Source organism: Dokdonia sp. PRO95, from assembly GCF_000355805.1.
Taxonomy (GTDB): domain Bacteria; phylum Bacteroidota; class Bacteroidia; order Flavobacteriales; family Flavobacteriaceae; genus Dokdonia.
On sequence record NZ_CM001837.1, the window covers coordinates 817,408 to 840,500 of the forward strand.

The window sequence follows — 23,093 nt, forward strand, 5'->3', positions numbered from 1 at the left end:
TAGCTACAGGTGTACTCGGAGCACTTACATCATTTTGTGCTACTGGTGGAACAGCATAAGCTGCACTTACTTTTGTAGGAGTTGTCGCATTACCTTCATTATCTGATACTATATAAGAGATGTCCATTGGACTACCTTCAAATACTCCTGTACAACTAGCATCAGGAACTCCGGCTCCAGTACACGGTGCGAACGTAATCGCTCCGCTTGAAGGATTAACAGTCCATACTCCTACTCCAGGCTCTACCAAACTTGTCACAGGAACTCCCGGATTTGCTGGGTCTATTATCATTACTGTAGTAGGATCTACAAGATCCCCATCAACATCATTTGCTAATACATCAATTACAGCATCCATGCCTGGCATAACGTCAGTAATCTCATCTACTGTTGCAACAGGCACATAATCAATTGTTACTGTAGCCTGATTAGAAGTATTACCCGCATTATCATCTATTGTATAAGTGGCAGGAGATGTTGGATCATCATTAAAACCAGCTACTGGTGCAAAACTAATCTCACCGTTTACAGGATTAACTTCCCAAACTCCTTCACCAGGAACTGTGTACCCAATAATATCGCCATCTGCATCCGTTTGTACCATCGTAGCTCCAGCTGGAACTACTAAGCTCACGCTCGTAACATCTAATGTACCGTCTGCATCATCATCTATTCCAAAACCATTATCGGCGGTTGGATCTAAACTTACTGTAGCTCCTGGAGTACTCGGAGCACTTACATCATTTTGTACCACTGGTGGAACACTAGGAACTGCTCCTTGATTATTTGCATCTGTTGATAAATCTTGATTATTGGCAGTATTCGGATCATCTTGATCTGCTTGTACAGTAGCACCATTTGAGAAGGCTCCCTCACTATCAATTGTTGCTTCAACTGTTATTGTCACATTATTGGCAACTCCAGCAGCAATACTTGCTATAGTACAAGGCAATGCAGTACAACCATCCGAAACATTTGTAATTGTCAAATTTTCAGGAATATCTGTAACTACAACATTAGTTGCTTCATCTGGACCTGCATTACTTACTGTTAATGTATAAGTCACTGTACCCCCCACTACGTAAGGACTACTATCAACCAATACTTTATCAATACTCACATCAGCCTGCGCAATACTAAGCGTGGCTGAACGTGTTTCTGTAAAACACACATTATCATCGTGTGTAATGACAACAAAATATTCTGTACCACCTAAACCTGTTACATCATTTACTATTAATGAATCCGTATTTTCCCCACTATAATTAGTATCTCCTGCAGTAATAAGAGTTCCAGATGTATCTGGATCACCTATGTACCACATATAATTTATTCCGGCATTTGCATTTCCAGGAGTTCCATAATCAGGAACACCTGCTGTAAATCCAGTCGAATTATCTGCGGTTGCCGTAACAGTGAAAGTAGCAGACTCACCTGTTGTAGCTGTTTGGTCAGCAGGTTCCATTGCTGTAACATTAACTTGTGTTGCTACAATTTCATTTCCGTTTGCTCCATCATAACCTCCTGTAGTAGGAGCTGTTCCTGTAACTAAACCATTAGCATCAACTATCACAGGTAAAGCACCTAAAATTCCATCTCCATTTGGATCCAACCCGCCAGATTCTAAAACATCATTACATAAATCATTATCGCTATCTATATCTCGGTGATCAAAGATGCCATCTCCATCTGTATCTACAAAAGCTGCACAAAGTGGCACTATACGCCATCCAATATTATCTGCATTTGCTGATGGTAATTGAGAAATAACAATTCTATCTATTGGCTTGTTAATATCGAATCTAAAATTAGCCTCCTGTGCAGTACCTCCTAATATAGCAGCTATTGCATCTCCAGATAATGGGTCATATGAAGCCCCAGCTCCAACCGGATTTGCATTTCCGCTATAAATTACTGCGGGAAACTGAACTTGAACGCCTTCACTATAAAATTTGATATTTTGATTTTCACTATAGGTCCCAGATGCATTTCTACCTAAACTCCTCAAGTTAAATTCAAGAGAAAAAATAGGTTCAGAAAATACGATTTCAGTAGACGTCCCTGTAACATTGTTATTACCGTTACGTGACTGCATATCTACTTGTATGCCCCCGTCAGTATAATTTGGACTATTGGCGGAAAAAGTTCCAGTTCCTATTATTGTCGTTGATACTGCAGTTACATCACTTACAAAATCTTTTAAATAAGCAACTAAATCTCCATCATTAGAATTTGCAGCTACTTGATTAAATGAGGAATCTGTAAAATGAATATTTTGAGTGGTAACTGCACTACAATTGCTATTGTATTCATTCTCATCTAGAATTCCATCATTATCATCATCAAGATCACATGCATTATTTATACCATCACCATCTGCATCATTTGCTGTTATAGTTCCCGCTATAGCCCCATCTGTACAAGGATCTGGCAACACAGTAAGTGTAGCAGAACGAGTTTCTGTAAAACACACATTATCATCATGGCTTACTACAACAAAATACTCAGTACCGTCTAATCCTGTTACATCATTAACCGTAAGAGTATTTGTATTCTCTCCACTATAATTAGTATCTGCTGCAGTAATAAGAGTTCCAGATGTATCTGGATCACCTATGTACCACATATAATTTATTCCGGCATTTGCATTTCCAGGAGTTCCGTAATCTGGAACACCTGCTGTAAATCCAGTCGAATTATCTGCTGTTGCCGTAATTGTAAACGTAGCAGACTCACCAGTTGTAGCCGTTTGATCGGCAGGTTCCATTGCTGTAACATTAACTTGTGTTGCTACAATTTCATTTCCGTTTGCTCCATCATAACCTCCCGTTGCAGGAGAACTTCCTATTACTAGCCCATCACTATCTACCATAGTTGGTATTGCCCCCAATATTCCGTCTCCATTTGGATCAAGACCGCCAGATTCCAAAACGTCATTACACAAGTCATTATCACTATCTAAATCAAACGAATCAACCACTCCATCTCCGTCAACATCTGAACAACCTATTGGAATAAATGCAAAACCTTCAAAATTTGTATTTACATTAGAATCAGTATCGTAATTTAAGACAAAAGGATACGTAGCACCCTCTAAATCAATATCTAAAGTCCATCTAGAAAACTGAATTTGACGAGTTCCTGAATTTAAGCTTAGTACATCTCCAGAAGAAATCACAGCTCCATCTGCATGACTCACTATTTCACCTAGAGGATCATTTAACACTGCAGAGGTACCTCCCGGCCAAGTTAAAGTTATTTCTTTGACTGCATTTTGCCCAGCAAACGTGGTCCCTGGAGCAGCACTTGCTACTCTCAAACTTGTTAATTGTCCATTCTGTAAATTATCTAATGTTAGTGTTAGATCCATTTCACTCAACCCAGCAAGTTGTGGTCGACCATTATCACCTTCATCCCAAGTAACCTGTAGCCCTTCTGTTATCCCACTTATCTGTCTAGTAAGCGTTATTGGCTCCGTGGTTCTCGGATCTACTATAAGTGTTGGTCTACGTTGAAAAACAAACGGATTTGCGGTAGTAGTCGCCAATTGAAAATCTAAAGTGAATAAATCTCCTGCGTATTGTCCGGATATGGTTTGCGTACCAACTCCAGTAACTCCTACTGGCAGTAATACTCCACACTCTTCTGTATCTAAAACACCATCATTATCATCATCTAGATCACAGCTATCACTAACACCATCACCGTCATTATCTGGATTACCAGATGCTAGTGCATCACACGGATCTGGAAGAAATGTTAACACTGCTGATCTATTTTCGGACACACAAACATTCTCATCATGACTAACAACAACAAAATAATCAGTATTGTTTAATCCAGAAGAGTCATTAACTGTTAAAGTATTTGTGTCTGCGCCACTATAATTAGTATCTCCAGGAGCAATAGGCACTCCTGAAAAATCCGGATCACCTAGATACCATTGATATCTTAAACCTCCATCCGCATTACCAGGAACACTATAAGTAGGTGAACCACCGCTATAAAACGTAGCTTCATCTGCACTAGCTGATACTGTAAAGCTCACAGAATCACCCTCAAACACAGTTTGATCCATAGGGTTACCAGCAGCAACATTAACTTGAACCGCATTCAGCTCATTTCCACTAAGCCCATTATACCCTCCAGCTACCGACCCAGAACCTGTGACACGGCCAGCACCATCAACAGTTGTTGGCAGCACACCAAGTATTCCATCGCCATCAGGATCTAATCCACCAGACTCTAAAACATCACTACAGCCATCACCATCACTATCATTATCAAAACAATTTGCAACACCATCACCATCTGTATCAAAAGGAGCATCTGTGGTAAATCTAAAACTATCTATTCCGTGAAAATCTGTACCTCCAGTTAATAAGGGATTTGCAGAATTATCAAAAACAGACGTCCTCCTTATTTCAACTTGACTTACTGCCTCACGCCCTATAAAACCAATAAAATTTTCAGTATTCTCACCCTGCAATACGTCACCCAAAGGAACTCCCTGATCACTAAAAACAGGGTAAAGACCTGTAATTCCTGCATTCATAGACAACTCAGGTCCCAACTGATATACAAGAACACCATCTACATAAACCTCCCAAGTATCAGTAAAGATCTCATCTCCATGATCATTAAAGTCAATCAAATCGAAGCCAAATGCATAAACTGGCGTTGTAAAGTTTATAACAGTCGAAAACACTAAATTTTGATCTGCCTCTAAATTCGCAGTACCTGGATTAACACCCAAAGTTCGCGTATCACTACCTGACGCCCAAGCTCCATTATTAGTAGGAAAAACACTATAAGGATTTGCCACAGGATTAGCAGCATCGTTAAACCCACTAACAGTTCCGTTTGAAAATGTGGTACTCGTTAAATTAAGCTCACTCTGTATGCTCGCCCCAGTGCCGGTAACAGCCACATCCCAGCCGGTTTCAGAAAAACCTAAGCCGTTTGTATTTCCTCCAATAGTAAAAACCTGCTTACCACCTAAAGTAGTATAAACAATTGCATCAGATTGTACTGCCCCACCAGTAGGAACGACAAACGGACACTCTAAATCATCCAAGATTCCATCATTATCATCATCTTCATCCACAGTATTAGACACCAGGTCACCATCACAATCTGTAGCAGTACCCACACATTGACCATACAAGGAAGATGTAAAACAACCAAATACCGCAATTAGGACAAGTATCTTCTTTGAGATAATTGACAATTGCAACTTTTCAATCTGTCCGGAAGGAATAGTAATTTTTCCCATATATATAAATTATAACTTAATTCAACTTTTAATACAACCTGAGGCCTTAACAAACATCAGATATCATTTTCTTTTCTGCGTTATCTCAATGTGAAATTAAAGTCAAAAATAACACACTTACGTTTGCACAAACAAAATTAGAATTTTATACCAATACAGTGTTAAAAATAAACACTTAATCGATTAAATTTAACCATTAGTAGATATTCTACATGTATATTTCGATGAAATGCGCGTTTGTGTCGACGAATGACACAGAAAGCACATAAACACAAACGTCTTTATATCAGTCTTTTACGAAATGTAACGAATTAAAAACATCAAACTTACCGACAATTCCTACAACAGACACTCAATCAGACTATTATTTTTCTAAAAAACAAAGGTTAGATCTCACAGAGAATAGCTCAAAAAAGTTTGAAAAAAATCTAAAAAACCCTTTGCCAAAAGAAGAAAAAGATTAAATTTGCATCCGCTACGAGAAATAGCGTCGTTCTTACAGAATGTAATGCGAAAGTAGCTCAGGGGTAGAGCATCACCTTGCCAAGGTGGGGGTCGCGAGTTCAAATCTCGTCTTTCGCTCTAGTTTGAAATTATAACGCTTTCGCGAAAGCGTATTATAAAAATAAATACCAATTTTTTTCACATTTGTGAAAATGCTCGAGTGGTGGAATTGGTAGACACGTTGGACTTAAAATCCAATGTCCATTAGGACGTACGGGTTCAAGTCCCGTCTCGAGTACAAAAGGCTTCCATTAGGAAGCCTTTTCTATTTTATAGCTATAGCGTTTAATTAATCTCCTAAGAAGTAGCGCCACCTTTCTTTTTAACAAGCATTCTCTTTATCTCATTGAGCTTCATAAGCGCCTCTACTGGTGTAAGTGTGTCAATATCTATATGCAAAATCTCCTCTTTAATATCTTCTAGCAATGGATCATCTAGATTAAAAAAGCTAAGCTGCATTTCTTCATCTCCCGCTTCTTTAATCTTACCTGTAAGCTCTTCACTTCCATGGGATTTTTCTAGCTTCTCCATCATTTTAGTAGCCCTACGCAATACTTGCTGCGGCATTCCCGCCATTTTTGCTACATGAATACCAAAACTGTGGGCGCTACCACCCGGAACTAGTTTCCTTAAAAACAATACATTGTTCTTAAGCTCTTTTACAGAGACATTGTAGTTCTTGATGCGTTCAAATGTCTCACACATTTCATTAAGCTCATGATAATGCGTTGCAAAAAGCGTTTTAGGCCTCCCCGGATGCTCATGTAAAAACTCACTGATAGCCCAGGCAATCGATATCCCATCATAGGTACTGGTACCACGTCCTATCTCATCTAGCAAGACTAAACTGCGATCACTTAAATTATTAAGTATACTCGCCGTCTCATTCATCTCTACCATAAAGGTACTTTCACCCATAGAGATATTATCACTCGCCCCTACTCTTGTAAAGATTTTATCTACAAGACCTATATGAGCCGCCTGAGCTGGCACAAAACTTCCCATTTGTGCTAGTAAGACTATCAATGCCGTTTGTCTCAAGATAGCACTCTTACCAGACATGTTAGGCCCAGTGATCATAATCATTTGCTGGTCATCTCTATCTAAAAAGACATCATTAGTCACGTAAGCCTCACCCAGTGGTAGCTGCTTTTCTATCACAGGGTGTCGCCCCTCTTTTATATCAATTACCTGCGACTCGTCTAGTGTAGGTCTTACATAATTATTTTCCATGGCTAACTGTGTAAATCCCAACAAACAATCTAGCTGTGCAATTTGAGAAGCATTAGCCTGCACTTGAGGAATAAAACTACTCATCCAGCCTACTAGTGCAACAAAAAGTTGTTGCTCTATCGCTTGGATACGCTCTTCGGCTCCTAGAATTTTACCTTCGTACTCCTTAAGTTCCTCTGTTATGTATCGCTCTGCATTAACAAGCGTTTGTTTTCTTATCCACTCCTCTGGCACCTTGTCACGATGGGTATTGCGCACCTCTATATAGTATCCAAAAACGTTATTAGAAGCTATCTTAAGCGATGTGATTCCCGTGCGCTTAGTCTCGCGCTCTAGCATCTGCTCTAGATAATCTTTACCTCCTTGCGACAACGCTCTTAACTCATCTAGTTCGTTATGAAAGCCCGCAGCGATTGCCCCACCCTTTACAATAGATACTGGAGCGTCTTCAGTCAGAGTTTCTTTTATTTTATCACGCAGCACTGCACAATCTTGAAGCTGCTCCCCTATTATTTTGAGAGATTCATTATCCGTACTAAGCGCTAGTCCTTTAATAGGAACAATAGCTTCGAGAGAATTTTTAAGCTGTATAACCTCTCGCGGACTAATCTTACCAGTAGCAACCTTACTTATGAGACGCTCTAAATCTCCTATTTTTTTAATGTTGGCCTGTATTTTATCAAATATTTCTCCATTTTCTGAGAGAAAAGTAACCACCTCATGACGACGTTCAATCTCATCGAGGCGCTTGAGAGGCAATGCCAGCCATCGTTTAAGCAAACGACCTCCCATAGCCGAAGTGGTCTTGTCTATTATATCTATTAACGTAACAGATTTTACTCCAGAAGCTGAGTTATACAACTCTAGATTTCTTATGGTAAAACGATCCATCCACACGTAATCATCTGCGGCAATACGGCTTATTCTCGTGATATGCTGTAGCTTGTGATGCTGTGTTTCTCCTAAATAATGAAGCGCTGCACCAGCCGCAACCACCCCTTCTGAAAGATGCTCTACCCCAAACCCTTTTAAAGAATTTACATCAAAGTGCTTATGAAGAGATTCTGTAGCATAGTCTATATGAAATACCCAATCTTCTTGGTAAAAAGTATGATAATCTGGGCCATATGCTTCTAAAAATAATTTCTTCTGCTTTTTACAGACTAACAGCTCGCTAGGAGCAAAATTTTGCAATAATTTATCTACATAAGCTACATCTCCTTGTGCAGTAAGATACTCACCAGTAGACACGTCTAAAAAAGCGACACCTACCTTTTCTTTATTAAAAAAAACAGCACCAAGGAAATTATTTGTCTTTGCCGAAAGAATATCATCATTCATTGCAACTCCTGGTGTCACAAGCTCTGTCACCCCTCGCTTTACTATTTTCTTAGTCTGCTTTGGATCTTCTAGTTGATCACAAATAGCTACTCTACAACCTGCTTTTACAAGCTTAGGCAAGTAAGTATTTAAAGAATGATGTGGGAAGCCCGCAAGCTCCGTTCGATCACCACCATTATTTCGACTCGTTAATGTTATGTTGAGAATAGCAGCTGCTTTTACAGCATCTTCTCCAAAGGTTTCATAAAAATCTCCTACTCTAAAAAGCAACAAAGCATCTGGGTATTTTGTTTTAATACCATTGTATTGCTGCATTAAGGGGGTCACTTTTTTCTTAGCCAAATCATTTATTTTAAGAAAAATAAAAGTACGGTATTCTATTGGGTTGGCTTTCTCAAAAATGATTAGACTTTCCTAGTTTTTCCACATTTTATACACACGCTTTCGCGAAAGCGCAAAATAAAGCGTTTTAAGAGCATTTCTCATCACACCCAAGACAAGTGTTTGTCAATTTAAATATTCCTTTTCAAACAAGCCTAAACGAATCCAAATTCAATAGATTTTAGCTATGGATATTTAAATACCGATAACAAATACTGAGGGTAGCTGTTTTTATTGTTAAATCATATAATTCATCTCATTATTCTTTTTGAAAATTAAAAGATACACCCTCAACAAACTTATTATCAAATAATTAATCTCATATGATTTGAAAAGTTCTCAAAAGAAAGCTGATTTATTTGAAGAATTAAGATGACTATTGGCAAATTCGCTTATTTCGTGTAATTTTTAGAAAATTATTAGCATATAGTTAACTATTAGTTAAATAAGTTAAATATTATCCATAATTTGAATTATAAACTAAATCAAATATCAAATGAAACAAAAGTACCCATTACTCAAAATGGTCTATTTCTTGTTATTTTTAATTCCTTGTGCCCTAATGGGACAGTCTGTTGTTACGGGAGTTATTAAAGATGCTGGAAATAACCCAATTCCCTTTGTCAATGTTATTGAAAAAGGAACTTCAAACGGAACTACATCAGATTTTGATGGTAATTACTCGATAACACTAAACGGTAATTCTGGAACCTTAGAATTTTCATACTTAGGGTATGCAACACAAGAACAAACAATTTCAAGTTCACAGACACTGAATGTGACTCTTGAAGAATCATCAGAGTCGCTAGATGAAATAGTAATTTCTGGTCTAGCCTCTTCTGTAAAGAGATCGAATGCTGCAAATGCAGTAGCATCCGTATCAGCAGAGCAAATTACTGGTACCACACCACCACCTACGTTAGATGGGGCTTTGTATGGTAAATTTGCTGGAGCACTCGTGAGTCAGAATTCTGGAGCACCAGGTGGAGGACTTTCTATTAAGCTTCGTGGTGCAACCTCTATCCAAGGTAACACTCAACCGTTATACATTATAGATGGTATCTATGTAGATAATTCATCTATTTCTGCTGGTCTTAATGCAGTTTCTGCCGCATCTGCTGGAGGAAGTGCTTCAAATCAAGATAACCCTACAAACAGAATAGCAGATATAAATCCGGATGATATTGAAAATATTGAAATACTGAAAGGAGCATCTGCTGCAGCAATATATGGTTCTAGAGCTGCTGCCGGGGTTGTTATTATCACAACTAAGAAAGGTAAAGCTGGAGAAACTCAGTTTAAATTTGGTCAATCTTTTGGGTGGACACAAGTAACAAGACTTTTAGGTTTACGCAATTACAATGAGCAACGCGTAGAGGATAGCTTTGGTGCAGAAGCAGTACCACTTTTTGTAGCCGCTAGAGATGAGGGAAGATTAGTAGATTATGAAGAAGAGATATACGGCGAGAAAGGTCTTATAAGCAAAACTAATTTTAGCATGAGCGGTGGAGATGAAAAAACACGTTTCTACGCTGGTGTGACTCATAGTGATGAAAATGGTATTGTAAAAAACACAGGCTATGAAAAGACTTCACTTCGTCTTAACTTAGATCATAGAGCTACAGACTTCTTAAAAGTATCTCTTAACACAAACTACATCAACTCAAAATCTGATCGTGGTTTCTTTAATAATGACAACTCAGGTACTACTATTGGTGTGACTTTAACGGGTACAACCCCTTGGTTACAGTTGTTTCCAGATGAAAATGGTGTATATCCAGACAATCCATCTGGTGCTTCAAACCCTCTACAGACAAGAGATAGAGTAACTAATGAGGAAATAGTAGATCGTTTTATTGTTGGTGCTTCTGCAAATCTAGATATCTTCAAAAAAGAAAAATCAAGTCTTGAATTAATTCTACGTGGAGGTCTAGATACTTATGGACAGAAATCTAGAGCTATTTTCCCTAAAGATTTACAATTTCAAAAACCAGCTAATGGTGGTCAAAATGGGGTTGCTGTTCAAGGAGATACTCAAAACAGAAACTACAATCTAGCGGCTTTCTTGGTACATAATTACAGAACAGATAATGATTTATCTTTTAGAACTCAAGCCGGTGTAACAAGAGAGTATTTTGACAGAAATACACAACTTATTACGGCTAGCGGACTTGTCGCTTCAGAAACTAATGTTGACCAAGCAGCTAACACTGGAACTAACCAGTTTAGATTACTTCAAGAAGATGCAGGATTTTTTGTACAAGAAGAAATCAACTTTCAAGATAAGCTTATAGGAGCAATAGGATTAAGAGGAGACAAGTCTTCGAATAATGGAGATGCAAACGAGCTTAACTATTACCCTAAAGCATCACTTGCAGCAAACTTTAATGAGTTTGATTTCTGGAAAGAGGATAGCTTTGTAGACAAATTTAAGCTTCGTGTAGCCTATGGAGAGGCAGGTAACTTTGCTCCTTTTGGAGCATTATTTACATCATACACTTCATTCTCTACAAATGATCTATTAGGAATAAGCCTAGTAGGTGTGCGTGGAGATGGTGATTTAAGCCCTGAGCGCCAAAAAGAATTAGAATTTGGTACAGACCTTAGTATTCTTGATGGTAAAGTAGATTTTTCTGCAACATACTATATTAAGACTGTTGATGATTTAATTCTTAACTCAGCACTACCTCCATCTTCTGGATTTACGAGCGAATTTGTAAATGCAGGTGAATTACAAAACAAAGGACTTGAATTATCATTAAATAGTAATATTATTGAGTCAGAGGATTTTGTGTGGAATGCTAGTGTAAACTGGTTTAAGAACACCTCAAAAATCACTCGTCTTGATGTTGATCCTTTTAACGTAGGTGCATTTGGAGCAACACTTGGTACATTTAGAATTGAAGAAGGTTCTAGTGCTACACAGATAGTAGGAATAGGCCCTAATCCAGGTGCAAATGGATTCCAAAGGTTTGGAGATTCAGAGCCAGATTTTCAAATGGCGCTTAACAATAGCCTTCAATACAAAGATTTTCAATTATCATTCTTATGGCAATGGAAAAAAGGTGGAGATAACATTAACCTAACTACATTATTATCTGATTTAAACGGTACAAGTGCAGATTATGATGATTCTGGACTTGATCCTTCTGGAACTCTTGCAAATGGTCCATATAGAGTGAGCCAGCTTGGTTCATCTGCAGATGTATTTGTAGAAGATGCATCTTACTTAAGATTGCGTGAAGTAGGATTATACTATACTATACCTACAACAACTTTAGAAAACTTCTTAGGAGGAAACATAGACAATATTAAAGTAGGATTTTCAGGAACAAACCTAATCAACATATTTGATTACAACAGTTATGATCCAGAAGTTTCAAACTTTGGTGGTGGCGGTATCTTTACTGGCGTAGAGGTTACACCTTTCCCATCTTCTAAGCGATTCTTATTTAACCTAGCTGTAAATTTTTAAAATAAAAAGATGAAAAAATATATAACCAAAAGCCTACTCGCATTAAGTATTTGTGCTGGGCTTTATTCTTGTGACGTACAAGAATATTCAGACTTAAATAACCCCGAGGTTGATGCCTTTGAAGAGAATCTAACTCGCGGTGACTTACAAGATCTAGTAGGCGGAGTGCTCTATAGTTCCCGTGTAGGCTTAGGAAATTACTTTGATAATTGTGGAGTTATAGGTAGAGAATACTATAGATTCTCAAGCTCAGACCCTAGATATACAAGTGATTTGCTAGGTGGAGAAAATGCTGTCTTAGACAATAATACCTTCTATATTACAACTCCCTGGGCTGCTAGATATAGAACCGTAAAAAACGCTAACCTTATCTTAGGGTTTATTGAAGGTCAAGATCTATCTGCAATATTTACTGCAGAGGAACTTAGCGCAACAACTGGATTTTTAAAAACAATGATTGCTCATGAGTTATTACTTAATCTAAACTTAGTAGACGAGGGAGGCATACGTGTAGACGTTGCAGACGAAGCAAACTTAGGACCATTTGTATCAAAAAGCGAGGCACTAACCTTTATAAGAACTACTTTAGCAGATGCTGCTACAGATCTTAATGGTGGAGGTGATGAATTTCCGTTTCAACTTTCAGATGGATTTGAAAGTTTTAAAGTTCCAACAGATTTTGCTTTAGTAAGTAATGCCCTTGCCGCAAGAATAGCAGCATATCAAGGGGATTTTGCAGGAGTGTTATCATTACTTGATGATTCTTTCCTAAGGTTAGATAATGTAAACCTCGATCTTGGTGTTTATCACAACTTTTCACAAGATCAGACGGATCTTCTTAACCCTATGTTTTTTGCTGTCAACTCATCTACTGCAGGTGCACGTATCGCGCAACCATCTTTTATCACAGATGCAGAAGCAGGAGATGCTAGACTTAATAAAGTAGTACTACGTAGTGCTGTAGATGATGCTGGCAACACTATTGCAAACCCATTAACACTTGACGGTCTTACTGGTGAATATGACGTGTTCCGTTACACTTCTAATGTTGATGATATTCCAATCATTCGTAACGAAGAATTATTATTACTTTATGCAGAGGCAAATATTACAATAGATCCTGCCGAAGCGATAGTTGCACTTGACTTAATCAGACAAAGTGCTGGCCTCGATCCTTATGCTGGAGCTATGGATGCTGCTTCTCTTACAGATGAGATGCTTACGCAACGTAGGTACTCACTCTATTCAGAAGGACACAGATGGATTGATGTACGTCGTTATAATCGTCTTGATGAGCTCCCTATAGACAGAGCAAATGATGATGTATTCTCTCAATTTCCAATACCGCTTACTGAGAATCAATAAAACTCAGATAGTTCATTCAAACCCTCTCAACATTCATTGAGAGGGTTTTTTTATGCTTTCGCGAAAGCGTAATTACCCACAAAAAAAAGCGCATTCAGCTTATTGCCGAATGCGCTTTTCTACACTAACTAACTAATCACTTATGCTGCTTCTGGCAGCTCTTTTTCTTCTTCTACGGTTTCTTTACCTCCTCGTATTTTGAACTTAATACGATATACTATGTAATATAGCAATGGTACGATAATAAGAGTAAGGAACGTAGCTATGATTAATCCGTAGATTACTGTCCACGCTAGTGGTCCCCAGAAAATCACGTTATCACCTCCTACATAAATCCCTGCATCAAACTCTTGGAACAATCCAAAGAAGTCTATGTTAATACCTATTGCAAGCGGTATTAGACCAAGAACGGTTGTGATGGCAGTAAGCAATACTGGGCGTAAACGCGCTCTACCTCCTTCTATAATCAATTCTTGCATTGTCTTTTTATCAAGTAATTGCTTGTCCTCAAGACCTAGCGCCACCTCTTTTCTGTCTACTAGCAACTGCGTGTAGTCCAGAAGTACCACCCCATTATTTACTACAATACCAGCAAGTGATATAATACCCATCATAGTCATTATAATCACGAACGGAGCTCCACTTATAATAATACCTCCAAAAACTCCTATAAAGCTCAAGAAGATTGCAATCATAATAATGACTGGTTTTGATATAGAGCTAAACTGGAAAATAAGTAAGAAGAAAATTAACGCAAGACCTCCAAAGAAGGCACTTACTAAGAAGTTCATTTCTTTAGCTTGTTCTTCAATTTGTCCTGTATAATTCACCTTGATATCCTTAGGCACACCATCAAAGTTTTTCATCTCTTCTTGAATGGCTGCAACTACCACACCCGCATCTGTAAATCCAGCAGCGAGGTTAGAATATACCGTTACCACACGTTTTGAATCTCTGTGCTTAATCGCGCTAAAAGATGATGTGTTTTTTGTAGTAGTAACAGCACTCACCGGCACTTCTTTTACTTGCCCAGTTGCTGGGTCTCTAAACGTAATATTCTGATTAAATAAAGCAGATTTATCATAACGTTGCTCTTCATTAAAGCGCACGTAGATATCATAATCTTCTCCGTCTTTCTTATATACTCCAGCCTTATCACCAAAGATAGAACGACGCAGCTGCATACCCACTTGACCTGTTGCTACACCTAGCTCTCCAGCCTTCTGGCGATCTACAATGACCTCTGTACCTGGTTTACCTCTATTTACATTAATCTTAAGCTCATCTACACCTGGCACGTTACGGCTGTTGATATAGTTACGCATTTGCTCTGCTGCGATAATGAGTTCTTGGTAATCTTTACCTTCTAGCTCGATGTTAATAGGGTATCCTTGTGGTGGTCCTGCAGCATCTTTTTCTACTGTAATCACCACTCCTGGGTACACACCTCTCACGGCATCTTGCACTTTAAAGCGTAGCTCTTCACTATCTGCCTCGTTACGGTACTTGTACTCACGCATCGTTGCCGTAATTTTTGCTTTATGAGGCATCTCGGCAGCACTACCGCCATCTGTTTGAGGGTTACCTGCACCTTCACCTACTTGTGATACAGAAGTTTCTACAAGAGCATTGTAATCTTCGCCCTCTAGATATGCTTCGTCATTAAATACTTTAAAGACGCGCTGCTCTATTTCTTTAGTAATGGCATTTGTTTTCTCGATGGCTGTTCCTTCTGGATACTCGACATACACCGTAATCTGGTTAGGCTTATTATCTGGGAAGAACTCTATAGCGGTACGACCTGCACCTATAGAACCTCCAAATGCCATAAAAGTTAAAATTAACAGTAGAAAAATACCTCCTACAAATGCAATAGGTCTGTAGCCTCTAATAGACCACCCTAAGAAGTTTTTATACACCTTCTCAAGCCACGTAAGGAATCGCTGCTGAAAAACATCGGCGGCACCTTTAAGTAGGTATTTGTAGATCCACATAAAGATAATAGTCGCTAGCACTAGACTTCCTAGACCGCGTATGCTTCCACCTAAAAATAATATCATTAACCCAATAGGCAACATAATGAGTGATGTGCGTATGAGAAATTTTCGCGAAAGCGCCTTCTCCTCTGTATTCATAAACTGTGATACGAGCATCGAGTTTATAAATATTGCCACAAATAATGATGAACCTAGTACCACAGATAATGTGATAGGGAAGTAAATCATAAACTGTCCCATAATACCTGGCCATAATCCTAACGGTACAAAGGCTGCTACGGTTGTAAGTGTAGAAATAATAATAGGGAAAGCAATCTCTCCGATACCTTTTTTGGCCGCTTCTATGCGTCCCATACCTTCTTCATCCATAAGGCGGTATACGTTTTCTACCACCACAATCCCGTTATCTACAAGCATACCTAGACCCATAATGAGGGCAAAAAGTATCATTGTATTCATCGTATAACCCATTAAATTAAGGATCATAAAACTCATAAACATAGACATAGGGATCGCAAAACCTACAAAGAGTGCGTTTTTAAACCCTAAGAAAAACATAAGTACACCTACCACAAGTATAATCCCGAAGATGATATTGTTTACAAGGTCGTTTACTTGGTTTTCTGTTTTGGCACTCTGATCATTTGCTGTACGTACGACTACATCTGGAGGAAAGACCTCTGCCGTGGCGTTTTCGATAATCTCGTTGATTTGCTCAACAGCTTCAATCATATTTTCGCCAGAACGTTTCTTTACATCTAGCATTACTACTGTCTCGCTTATCTCCTCATCATCTACGGTGTCTCCATCATAAAGCGTGAGGTCACGCGCATAAGTTGTTTTATCTTCTTCTGTAAATGATACCGTTGCGATATCCTTTAAGTATATCGCTCCATTTTCTGATTTAATTACAAAGTCTTCAAGCTCTTCTGGGCTTTGAATCTCTCCTATAACGCGTATGTTACGACGCTGCCCACTGCTTATAAGGTTACCTGCAGAGAGGGTCATATTCTCATTGCCTATAGAAGCAAGTATGTCGTTAAAACTTACTTGTGCAGCAATCATTTTATACACATCTACCGCTACTTCTACCTCGCGTTCTTGAGCACCACGTATGGTTGCCTCCTTGATTTCTTTAAGGCTCTCAATCTCGTCTTGCAGGTACTCTGCATACTCCTTGAGTTTTATAGTAGGGTAGTTACCAGATACGTTTACATTAAGAATAGGTGTCTCTTCTGAGATACTTAGGTCAAAAACATTAGGCTCTACCTTTGCGTTGTTAAACGTAGGCCAGTCCTCATTTGCTGTTTCTGAGTCTACCTCATCCTTAACACGTTGCTTTGCAACTTGTACATCTACGCCTTCTTTAAACTCTACTGTGATGATCGCATAATCTTCTTGTGAGGTAGATAATACTTCTACCACGTCAGAAAGATTCTGCAGTTTATCTTCTAGAGGATCTACTATGAGACGTTCTATATCTTCGGCAGTGTTACCTGGGTAAGGTGCAGAGATATAAATTTTAGTCTCATTAATTTCTGGAAAGTTCTCACGAGCCATCCCTAGGTAGGCTCCCATCCCTAAGGCAAGAAACAGCGCCATAAGAACGTAAATAATCGTAGGATTATCTATCGCCCAACTTGAAATCGCAAACTCCTTGTTTACATTTTTCTTTTTCTTATCTGTCATCGCTTAGTATGTTAAGATTTTTACTGGCTGGTTATCTTTTACAGATCTCGCACCTTCTACAATGATTTTATCTCCCACTTCTAGACCAGATAGTACTTCTATGTTAGGTCCTTGTGATTTACCTGTGGTGATGATTTTTTGCTGTGCTACCATTTCGTCCGCTTTCGCGAAAGCGGTATACACAAATTGCTCACCAGCTGCATTTTCATTAATCACATTGAGAGGGATTAAAATTGCACTTTCTGCCGTATAGTCGTTGATAGAAAGTCTCGCTGTAAGATTAGGTTTTACCTTTCCATCTTTATTAGGAACATCTACTTCTATCGCAAAACTTCTGTTTGATGGTTTGATATAATTACCCGTCTGGCGCACGGTAGTCTCTACAGACTCTCCTAGTACTGGAAACTCTACTTTTACCTTTTTACCAGCAGTTACTGTAGGCAGGTAGCTTTCTGGAATCTCTGCTGCTACATACATATTATCAAGATTTACGATTCTGAATAATGCCATACCTGGAGCAACCACTGTACCTTGGTCTGTAATCACCTCATCAATTACTCCTGAAAATGGAGCTGTAACCGTTGTTTTACCCAGCTGACTTCTAATCTGGCTCACCATATTTTGTGATGACTCATATTGTGTTTTTGCCTGTAGGTATTGTATTTCTGACCCTATTTTTTGATCCCAAAGACGTTGCTGGCGCTCAAAAGTAGTTTTTGCAAGTGCTAGTTGAGATTCCATTTGTGCTACTTGACTGCTTAGACCACCGTCATCTATACGAGCCAGTGTTTGCCCTTTACGCACGCGCTGTCCTTCTTTTACAACCACACGAGATAAGGTACCTTGATACTCTGGGTAGATAAGTACATTTTGCTTAGTCTCTACATTACCTTGCACCTCTATAAAGTGATTAAACAAGGTGTCTTTTACCGTCATTGTGGTAATAAGAACCTCTTTTTTCTCTCTAGGATTCTTTTCTTCTAGCACCTTTTCTAATTGTGCTAGTTGATCATTAGTAGCCGTGATCTCTTCCTTAAGTGCTTTTTGTTTTGCCTGTAACTCCTCTACAGATCCAGACTCTAGAAGGGCCTCTACAGATTTTCCGTTACTGTCTCCACCGCAAGAAGCTAGCGCGATACTTAAGATGGCAAGTGTGATATATTTTTTCATCATTGTAATATTACTGATTGGTACTATTTGGATTCTCTTTTTAAAAACTAGTTGTTTGTATAGTTAGGCACATTAAGAATAGTCTCAAGCTCTGCTTTTGTGGTTACAATTTGTAGCATTGCCTGTATTAATTCTTGCTGCACTTGGTAAAGCTGTGTTTGTGCTTGTCTTAAATCAAAACTCGTACTAAGCCCTTCTCTAAACTTTACTTGGTTTTTATTTTCAATGCGCTCTGCAAGTTTGATATTCTTCAGCGCAGTGTTGTAGTTATCTATCGCAAGCTCGTGATCACTTTTTGCAGATGCATAAGCAAGTTTTATCTGTTGCTCTGTCTCCTCTCTTTGTGTTGCTGCTTGATCTAGCGCAATCTCTGCCTGCGCTGTTCTTGCATTACGCATACCAGAACTAAAAATAGGAATGTTAAGCTGGAACCCAGTAATAGACTGTGCAAACCACTTCTCATCACTATCAAAAAAGTTAAACTCGTTACGCCCTGCAAAGGTTCCTACGTTTATAAACGCTCCTAGTGTAGGTAAGGCCTTGCTCTTTTCTAGCTTAAGCTCTAGTGCTCTTTGCTCATTAAGATTATTTACAATCTTATAGTCTACATTTTGCTCAATGTTTACCGTATCATTAAGTAATCCTAGTGCTGGTACAGCAAGTGACTCTAGGCTATCTTTAAGAATCGTCTCCTCATCTACCCCTACACCTATTGCGAGGTTAAACATTTGCTTTGCAATCACCACCATACGCTTTGCATTTGCTCGCTGATTTTGAAGCGACAAATAAGTGATTTGTAACTGCTCTACATCTTCCTCTTCTGCAAAACCATTTTCAAAAATGAGTTTTGTTTCCTTAAGATTATCTTCAAGGTTTGCAATGTTTCGATCTAAAATTGCTACACTTTCTTGAGCAAGTAGCACACCGCCGTAAGCGTTTATGACTCCTTTGCGTACTTCAAGTTGTGTTTTTTCATTTGCATTTTTAGAATAGTCTAGAAAGGTCTTTGCAGCTTGTAGCCCTACAAGGTATGAACCATCAAAAATGAGCTGACTCAATGTAGCGGTGGCAGTAGCATTTTGCTGTGTTCCAAAAACTACAGGTATAAAAGTACCAGGCTCTCCTCCAGTAAACTCGGCTGGTATAAGCTGTGTAGGCTGCTTGATTTGATAATTATAATCTAGACTAGCACTTACTTGTGGCAACCCAGTCGCTGTGGTCTCCCACTTTTGCTTTATTGCCTTTGCGATATCACGACGGCTATTTATTGCTGTGTAGTTGCTATCTAGAGCAAAAGTCACAGCCTCTTCTACAGTAAAGCTTCTAGTCTGTGCGGTCACACCTACACTAGCAAGAAGCATTACAGCTATATATAATCTCTGTATCATTAGTTATGGTTAGATTTAATAAGTTTATTTAAAATTTTTCTACCCTTAGGGGTTACAATACCGCGTATGTGATACTCTAGATACATATCGTGTAAGTCTCCTACAGGAAAAGCAGATCTAGGGAAAATCGTCTCATCTTTAATACCCGTCATACCGGTGAAGTAAATGTTTACCACAAACGGCACACTTATTTCACTAATAAAAAGTCCTTGCTCTATACCTCTAAGCACATTTCTAGTCACACAGCTCTGCATATAGTCGTACTGACTCTTTCTAAGGGTCTGGTGTATCTTAGGGTAATATTTTTGAAGTTGATACATAGAAGAAGTACGCTCTCCGTTTATATGCTCAAGTACATATTTCTTTATGTCGTATAACTCTTCAATAGGATTTAATTCTTCATCAAGTATCCCATCTATACCCCCACAGACAGAATTAAACATATCAAGTGCGCAGGCAGAGACAATAGCCTCCTTATTAGCATAATAACTGTACACCGTCTTTTTAGACATTCCCATCTCACGGGCAATATCATCCATAGTAATGCTCTTAAATCCTTGATTTAAAAATAGTTCGGTGGCGGTTTTTAATAATTGTTCTTTCATAGTCAAGGCGCGAAGATACGCAGGAAACTTTTTAAGTTTTTAAAGTTTCCGTTAACTTTAGTTAAAATTTAACAACTGTAAGTTTTTACTGTGCGCTTTCGCGAAAGCGTAATAGGGCATAATCTCCTTTTATCACTTATTTTTACAAAAAATTGCCATTTATGCACAGCATACCAGAATACACATCTATATTTTTAGAATATCTCAACAAGCACGCGCTAGAGAAGGAACCTAAAAATCTTTATGAGCCTATTAATTACATCTTACAACTAGGTGGTAAAAGATTGCGTCCAGTACTTACACTTATGGCGTGTGAGCTTTTTGAAAAAGACTATAAAGATGCACTAGATGCAGCGCTGGCAGTAGAGATTTTTCATAACTTCTCTCTAGTGCACGATGATATTATGGATGATGCACCCTTGAGACGCGGGGAAGAAACGGTGCACGAGAAGTGGGATATTAATACAGGTATTCTTTCTGGTGATGCAATGCTTATACGTGCATACCAGCTTTTTGAAAATTATGAGGGAGCCACCTTTAAGGAGCTGGCAAAACTGTTTTCAAAAACAGCAATAGAGGTTTGTGAGGGACAACAGTATGATGTAGATTTTGAGACGCGTGACGATGTGACCATCCCAGAATATATGAAGATGATTGAGTATAAAACCGCTGTTCTCGTAGGTGCTGCACTTAAAATGGGAGCTATTGTAGCTGGCGCATCAAAGAGTTGTCAAGAAGGTATTTATAACTACGGCCGTGATCTTGGACTGGCTTTTCAACTACAAGATGATTATTTAGATGCCTTTGGCGATCCAGAGAGTTTTGGAAAGCAAGTAGGTGGTGATATTATAGAAAACAAAAAAACATTTTTATACCTCACTGCACTTGCAAATTCTAACAAGGATGATGCACAACAGCTAGAGCACTTTTTCTCTATCTCACCGGCAGATCCTACAGATAAAATAGAGACGGTAAAGCAACAATTTCTCGACTCAGGAGCCGCAAAAGCAACCGAAGAAGAAATAGCTAAGTATACTCAAAAGGCGTTTACCGCACTTGATAATGTAGACATATCAGAAGATAAAAAGGAAACGCTTAGGCTTTTTGGGCAAGGGCTTATGAAGCGCACATACTAGCGAGCACACACCTTTTACAAGCAGTCCCCACGTAAACTTTTAACTAAGAGTTTATTATGGCACTCCGTTTGCTTAAATTTACGAGAACTAATCAATGTTACTCGTGAAGTACTTTCTATTTATTTTATTAGCCGCAGTAAGCCTCTCTAGCTGTGCTCAAACTACCTGGCATAGTGAGCAACTTGCTATAGATGACTCGTTACAGATTGCCGTCATACAAATACCAGAAAATAGAAAGCTATCACAAACAGAGGTTTTCTCACTGGGTAATAATTCATACACGCTTACCCTACATAGCACAGACTCTATTTACAGCACAACTCATACCCTCAAGCTTAATAACAACACCTATAAAGCTTACATAACATCCCTACCGCTTATTACTATAAACGCCTCGCAAGAAATTGTAAATGAGCCTAAACGTATGAGTCGCATTGGGTATGCAGATGAGGAAATCACATTTACAAGTTATGCCGGTATTGAGCTACGAGGTAGTAGTTCGCTTGTTTTTAAGAAGAAAACCTATGACCTCAACTTTTACAAAGACAGTCTAGGTTTTGAAAACCAAGACTACAAGCTAGCCGGAATGCGCTCTGATGATGACTGGATTCTGGATGGACTTTATAACGAGCCCTTACGTATGCGCTCTTTTATCTCACTTAATCTCTGGAATGATATCTACACACCACATTATCTAGATGAAGAACCTAAGGCAAAGGCTGGTGCAACGGCCGCTTATAGTGAGGTGTTTTTAAATGGTCGCTACAAAGGTCTTTTCTTACTTCAGGAGCAGGTAGATCGCAAGCTAGTTAAAATAAAGAAAAACAAGGGTGATACCGTGCGCGGTGAGATCTTTCAAGGGGCACGCTACCTAGGTGCCAGTTCCTTTGACTCTATACCTCCTGCAAAGAATTTTTTAGCCAGTTGGGGTGGTTATGACATAAAGTACCCATCGCCTACTAACGCGCCTTGGGACAATGTATATCCTTTTACAAACTTTGTGGTTAATAGTGATGATGACGCTTTCGCGAAAGCGATATCAAAACAATTTGTACTTGATAATGCTATAGACTACTTCTTATATATAAATGCCCTACGAGCACCAGATAATCTAGGAAAAAACCTCTACCTAATACGTTATGATGCAGGAGCGCCCTATTTTTATGCTCCTTGGGATCTGGACGGAACACTAGGCACCATCTACAGCGGAAAGCGTATTAATACCACAAACGACTTTTTAAGCAACGGACTATTAAGAAGGCTTATCGCCACAGATGCAGATGATTTTATTGCACGTTTTCAAGCGCGATGGCTCACCTTACGACAAGGAGTTTTAAGCGAAGAGCAGTTGCTCAAAAAACAAATGCATACCTATAAGCTACTAAAAGAGCAGCAAGTATACGAGAGAGAAGCGCTCGTATGGGACACGTTTATTTTTGAAGAAGAAGGCATTACGTATATGCAAGAATGGACAAAAAAGCGACTTGCCTTTTTGGACAAATACATTAGTGATTTAAAATAACAAGCGATTGTA

The 23,093-nt window shown here is 38.8% G+C and carries 9 protein-coding genes, 2 tRNA genes and 1 pseudogene; 6 read left to right on the top strand and 6 right to left on the bottom strand.

Annotated features, from left to right (window positions below; translation table 11 throughout):
* Positions 1 to 5,275 (bottom strand): annotated as a pseudogene (locus D017_RS03560) (DUF11 domain-containing protein); the annotation flags it as partial.
* A 510-nt stretch (positions 5,276 to 5,785) separates the two neighbouring features.
* On the opposite strand from D017_RS03560, the gene D017_RS03565 reads away from it, so the two are divergent.
* Together D017_RS03565 and D017_RS03570 are read left to right on the top strand one after the other, a co-directional pair.
* Positions 5,786 to 5,857: transfer RNA gene (locus tag D017_RS03565), tRNA-Gly, on the top strand.
* A 76-nt stretch (positions 5,858 to 5,933) separates the two neighbouring features.
* A tRNA-Leu gene (locus D017_RS03570) sits at positions 5,934 to 6,017 on the top strand.
* Between the two features lie 59 nt (positions 6,018 to 6,076).
* On the opposite strand, the gene mutS is transcribed toward D017_RS03570, so the two are convergent.
* Positions 6,077 to 8,695, bottom strand: coding sequence for a DNA mismatch repair protein MutS (mutS, locus tag D017_RS03575; protein ID WP_035334690.1), 2,619 nt, complete (start codon positions 8,693 to 8,695; stop codon positions 6,077 to 6,079).
* A 535-nt stretch (positions 8,696 to 9,230) separates the two neighbouring features.
* Between mutS and D017_RS03580 the strand changes: the two genes are divergently transcribed.
* Complete coding sequence (locus D017_RS03580) at positions 9,231 to 12,209, top strand: SusC/RagA family TonB-linked outer membrane protein (RefSeq protein WP_035334692.1); 2,979 nt, start codon at positions 9,231 to 9,233, stop codon at positions 12,207 to 12,209.
* Between the two features lie 9 nt (positions 12,210 to 12,218).
* Positions 12,219 to 13,574, top strand: a complete 1,356-nt coding sequence (locus tag D017_RS03585) for a RagB/SusD family nutrient uptake outer membrane protein (RefSeq protein ID WP_035334693.1) — start codon at positions 12,219 to 12,221, stop codon at positions 13,572 to 13,574.
* Positions 13,575 to 13,714: 140 nt separating this feature from the next.
* On the opposite strand, the gene D017_RS03590 is transcribed toward D017_RS03585, so the two are convergent.
* From D017_RS03590 to D017_RS03605, 4 genes are read right to left on the bottom strand one after another with little or no spacing between them, the layout of a single operon-like run.
* A complete protein-coding gene (locus tag D017_RS03590) occupies positions 13,715 to 17,260 on the bottom strand; it encodes an efflux RND transporter permease subunit (protein ID WP_035334694.1) in 3,546 nt (1,181 codons plus the stop codon).
* Positions 17,261 to 17,263: 3 nt separating this feature from the next.
* Positions 17,264 to 18,430, bottom strand: coding sequence for an efflux RND transporter periplasmic adaptor subunit (locus D017_RS03595; RefSeq protein WP_035337927.1), 1,167 nt, complete (start codon positions 18,428 to 18,430; stop codon positions 17,264 to 17,266).
* Positions 18,431 to 18,477: 47 nt separating this feature from the next.
* Positions 18,478 to 19,818, bottom strand: a complete 1,341-nt coding sequence (locus D017_RS03600; protein WP_035334695.1) for a TolC family protein — start codon at positions 19,816 to 19,818, stop codon at positions 18,478 to 18,480.
* Positions 19,818 to 20,423, bottom strand: coding sequence for a TetR/AcrR family transcriptional regulator (locus D017_RS03605; protein ID WP_035334696.1), 606 nt, complete (start codon positions 20,421 to 20,423; stop codon positions 19,818 to 19,820). The genes D017_RS03600 and D017_RS03605 overlap by 1 nt, the downstream gene beginning before the upstream one ends.
* A 161-nt stretch (positions 20,424 to 20,584) precedes the next feature.
* Between D017_RS03605 and D017_RS03610 the strand changes: the two genes are divergently transcribed.
* Together D017_RS03610 and D017_RS03615 are read left to right on the top strand one after the other, a co-directional pair.
* On the top strand, positions 20,585 to 21,559 hold the full coding sequence (locus tag D017_RS03610; protein WP_035325748.1) for a polyprenyl synthetase family protein: 975 nt from the start codon (positions 20,585 to 20,587) through the stop codon (positions 21,557 to 21,559).
* A 103-nt stretch (positions 21,560 to 21,662) separates the two neighbouring features.
* Positions 21,663 to 23,081, top strand: coding sequence for a CotH kinase family protein (locus D017_RS03615; RefSeq protein ID WP_160164954.1), 1,419 nt, complete (start codon positions 21,663 to 21,665; stop codon positions 23,079 to 23,081).
* The last annotated feature ends 12 nt before the right edge of the window (positions 23,082 to 23,093 follow it).

Coding starts and splice junctions, on each gene's coding strand:
- D017_RS03590 (WP_035334694.1), bottom strand. CDS start 17,260: ATGACAGATAAGAAAAAGAAAAATGTAAACAAGGAGTTTGCGATTTCA.
- D017_RS03585 (WP_035334693.1), top strand. CDS start 12,219: ATGAAAAAATATATAACCAAAAGCCTACTCGCATTAAGTATTTGTGCT.
- D017_RS03580 (WP_035334692.1), top strand. CDS start 9,231: ATGAAACAAAAGTACCCATTACTCAAAATGGTCTATTTCTTGTTATTT.
- D017_RS03600 (WP_035334695.1), bottom strand. CDS start 19,818: ATGATACAGAGATTATATATAGCTGTAATGCTTCTTGCTAGTGTAGGT.
- D017_RS03605 (WP_035334696.1), bottom strand. CDS start 20,423: ATGAAAGAACAATTATTAAAAACCGCCACCGAACTATTTTTAAATCAA.
- D017_RS03610 (WP_035325748.1), top strand. CDS start 20,585: ATGCACAGCATACCAGAATACACATCTATATTTTTAGAATATCTCAAC.
- D017_RS03595 (WP_035337927.1), bottom strand. CDS start 18,430: ATGAAAAAATATATCACACTTGCCATCTTAAGTATCGCGCTAGCTTCT.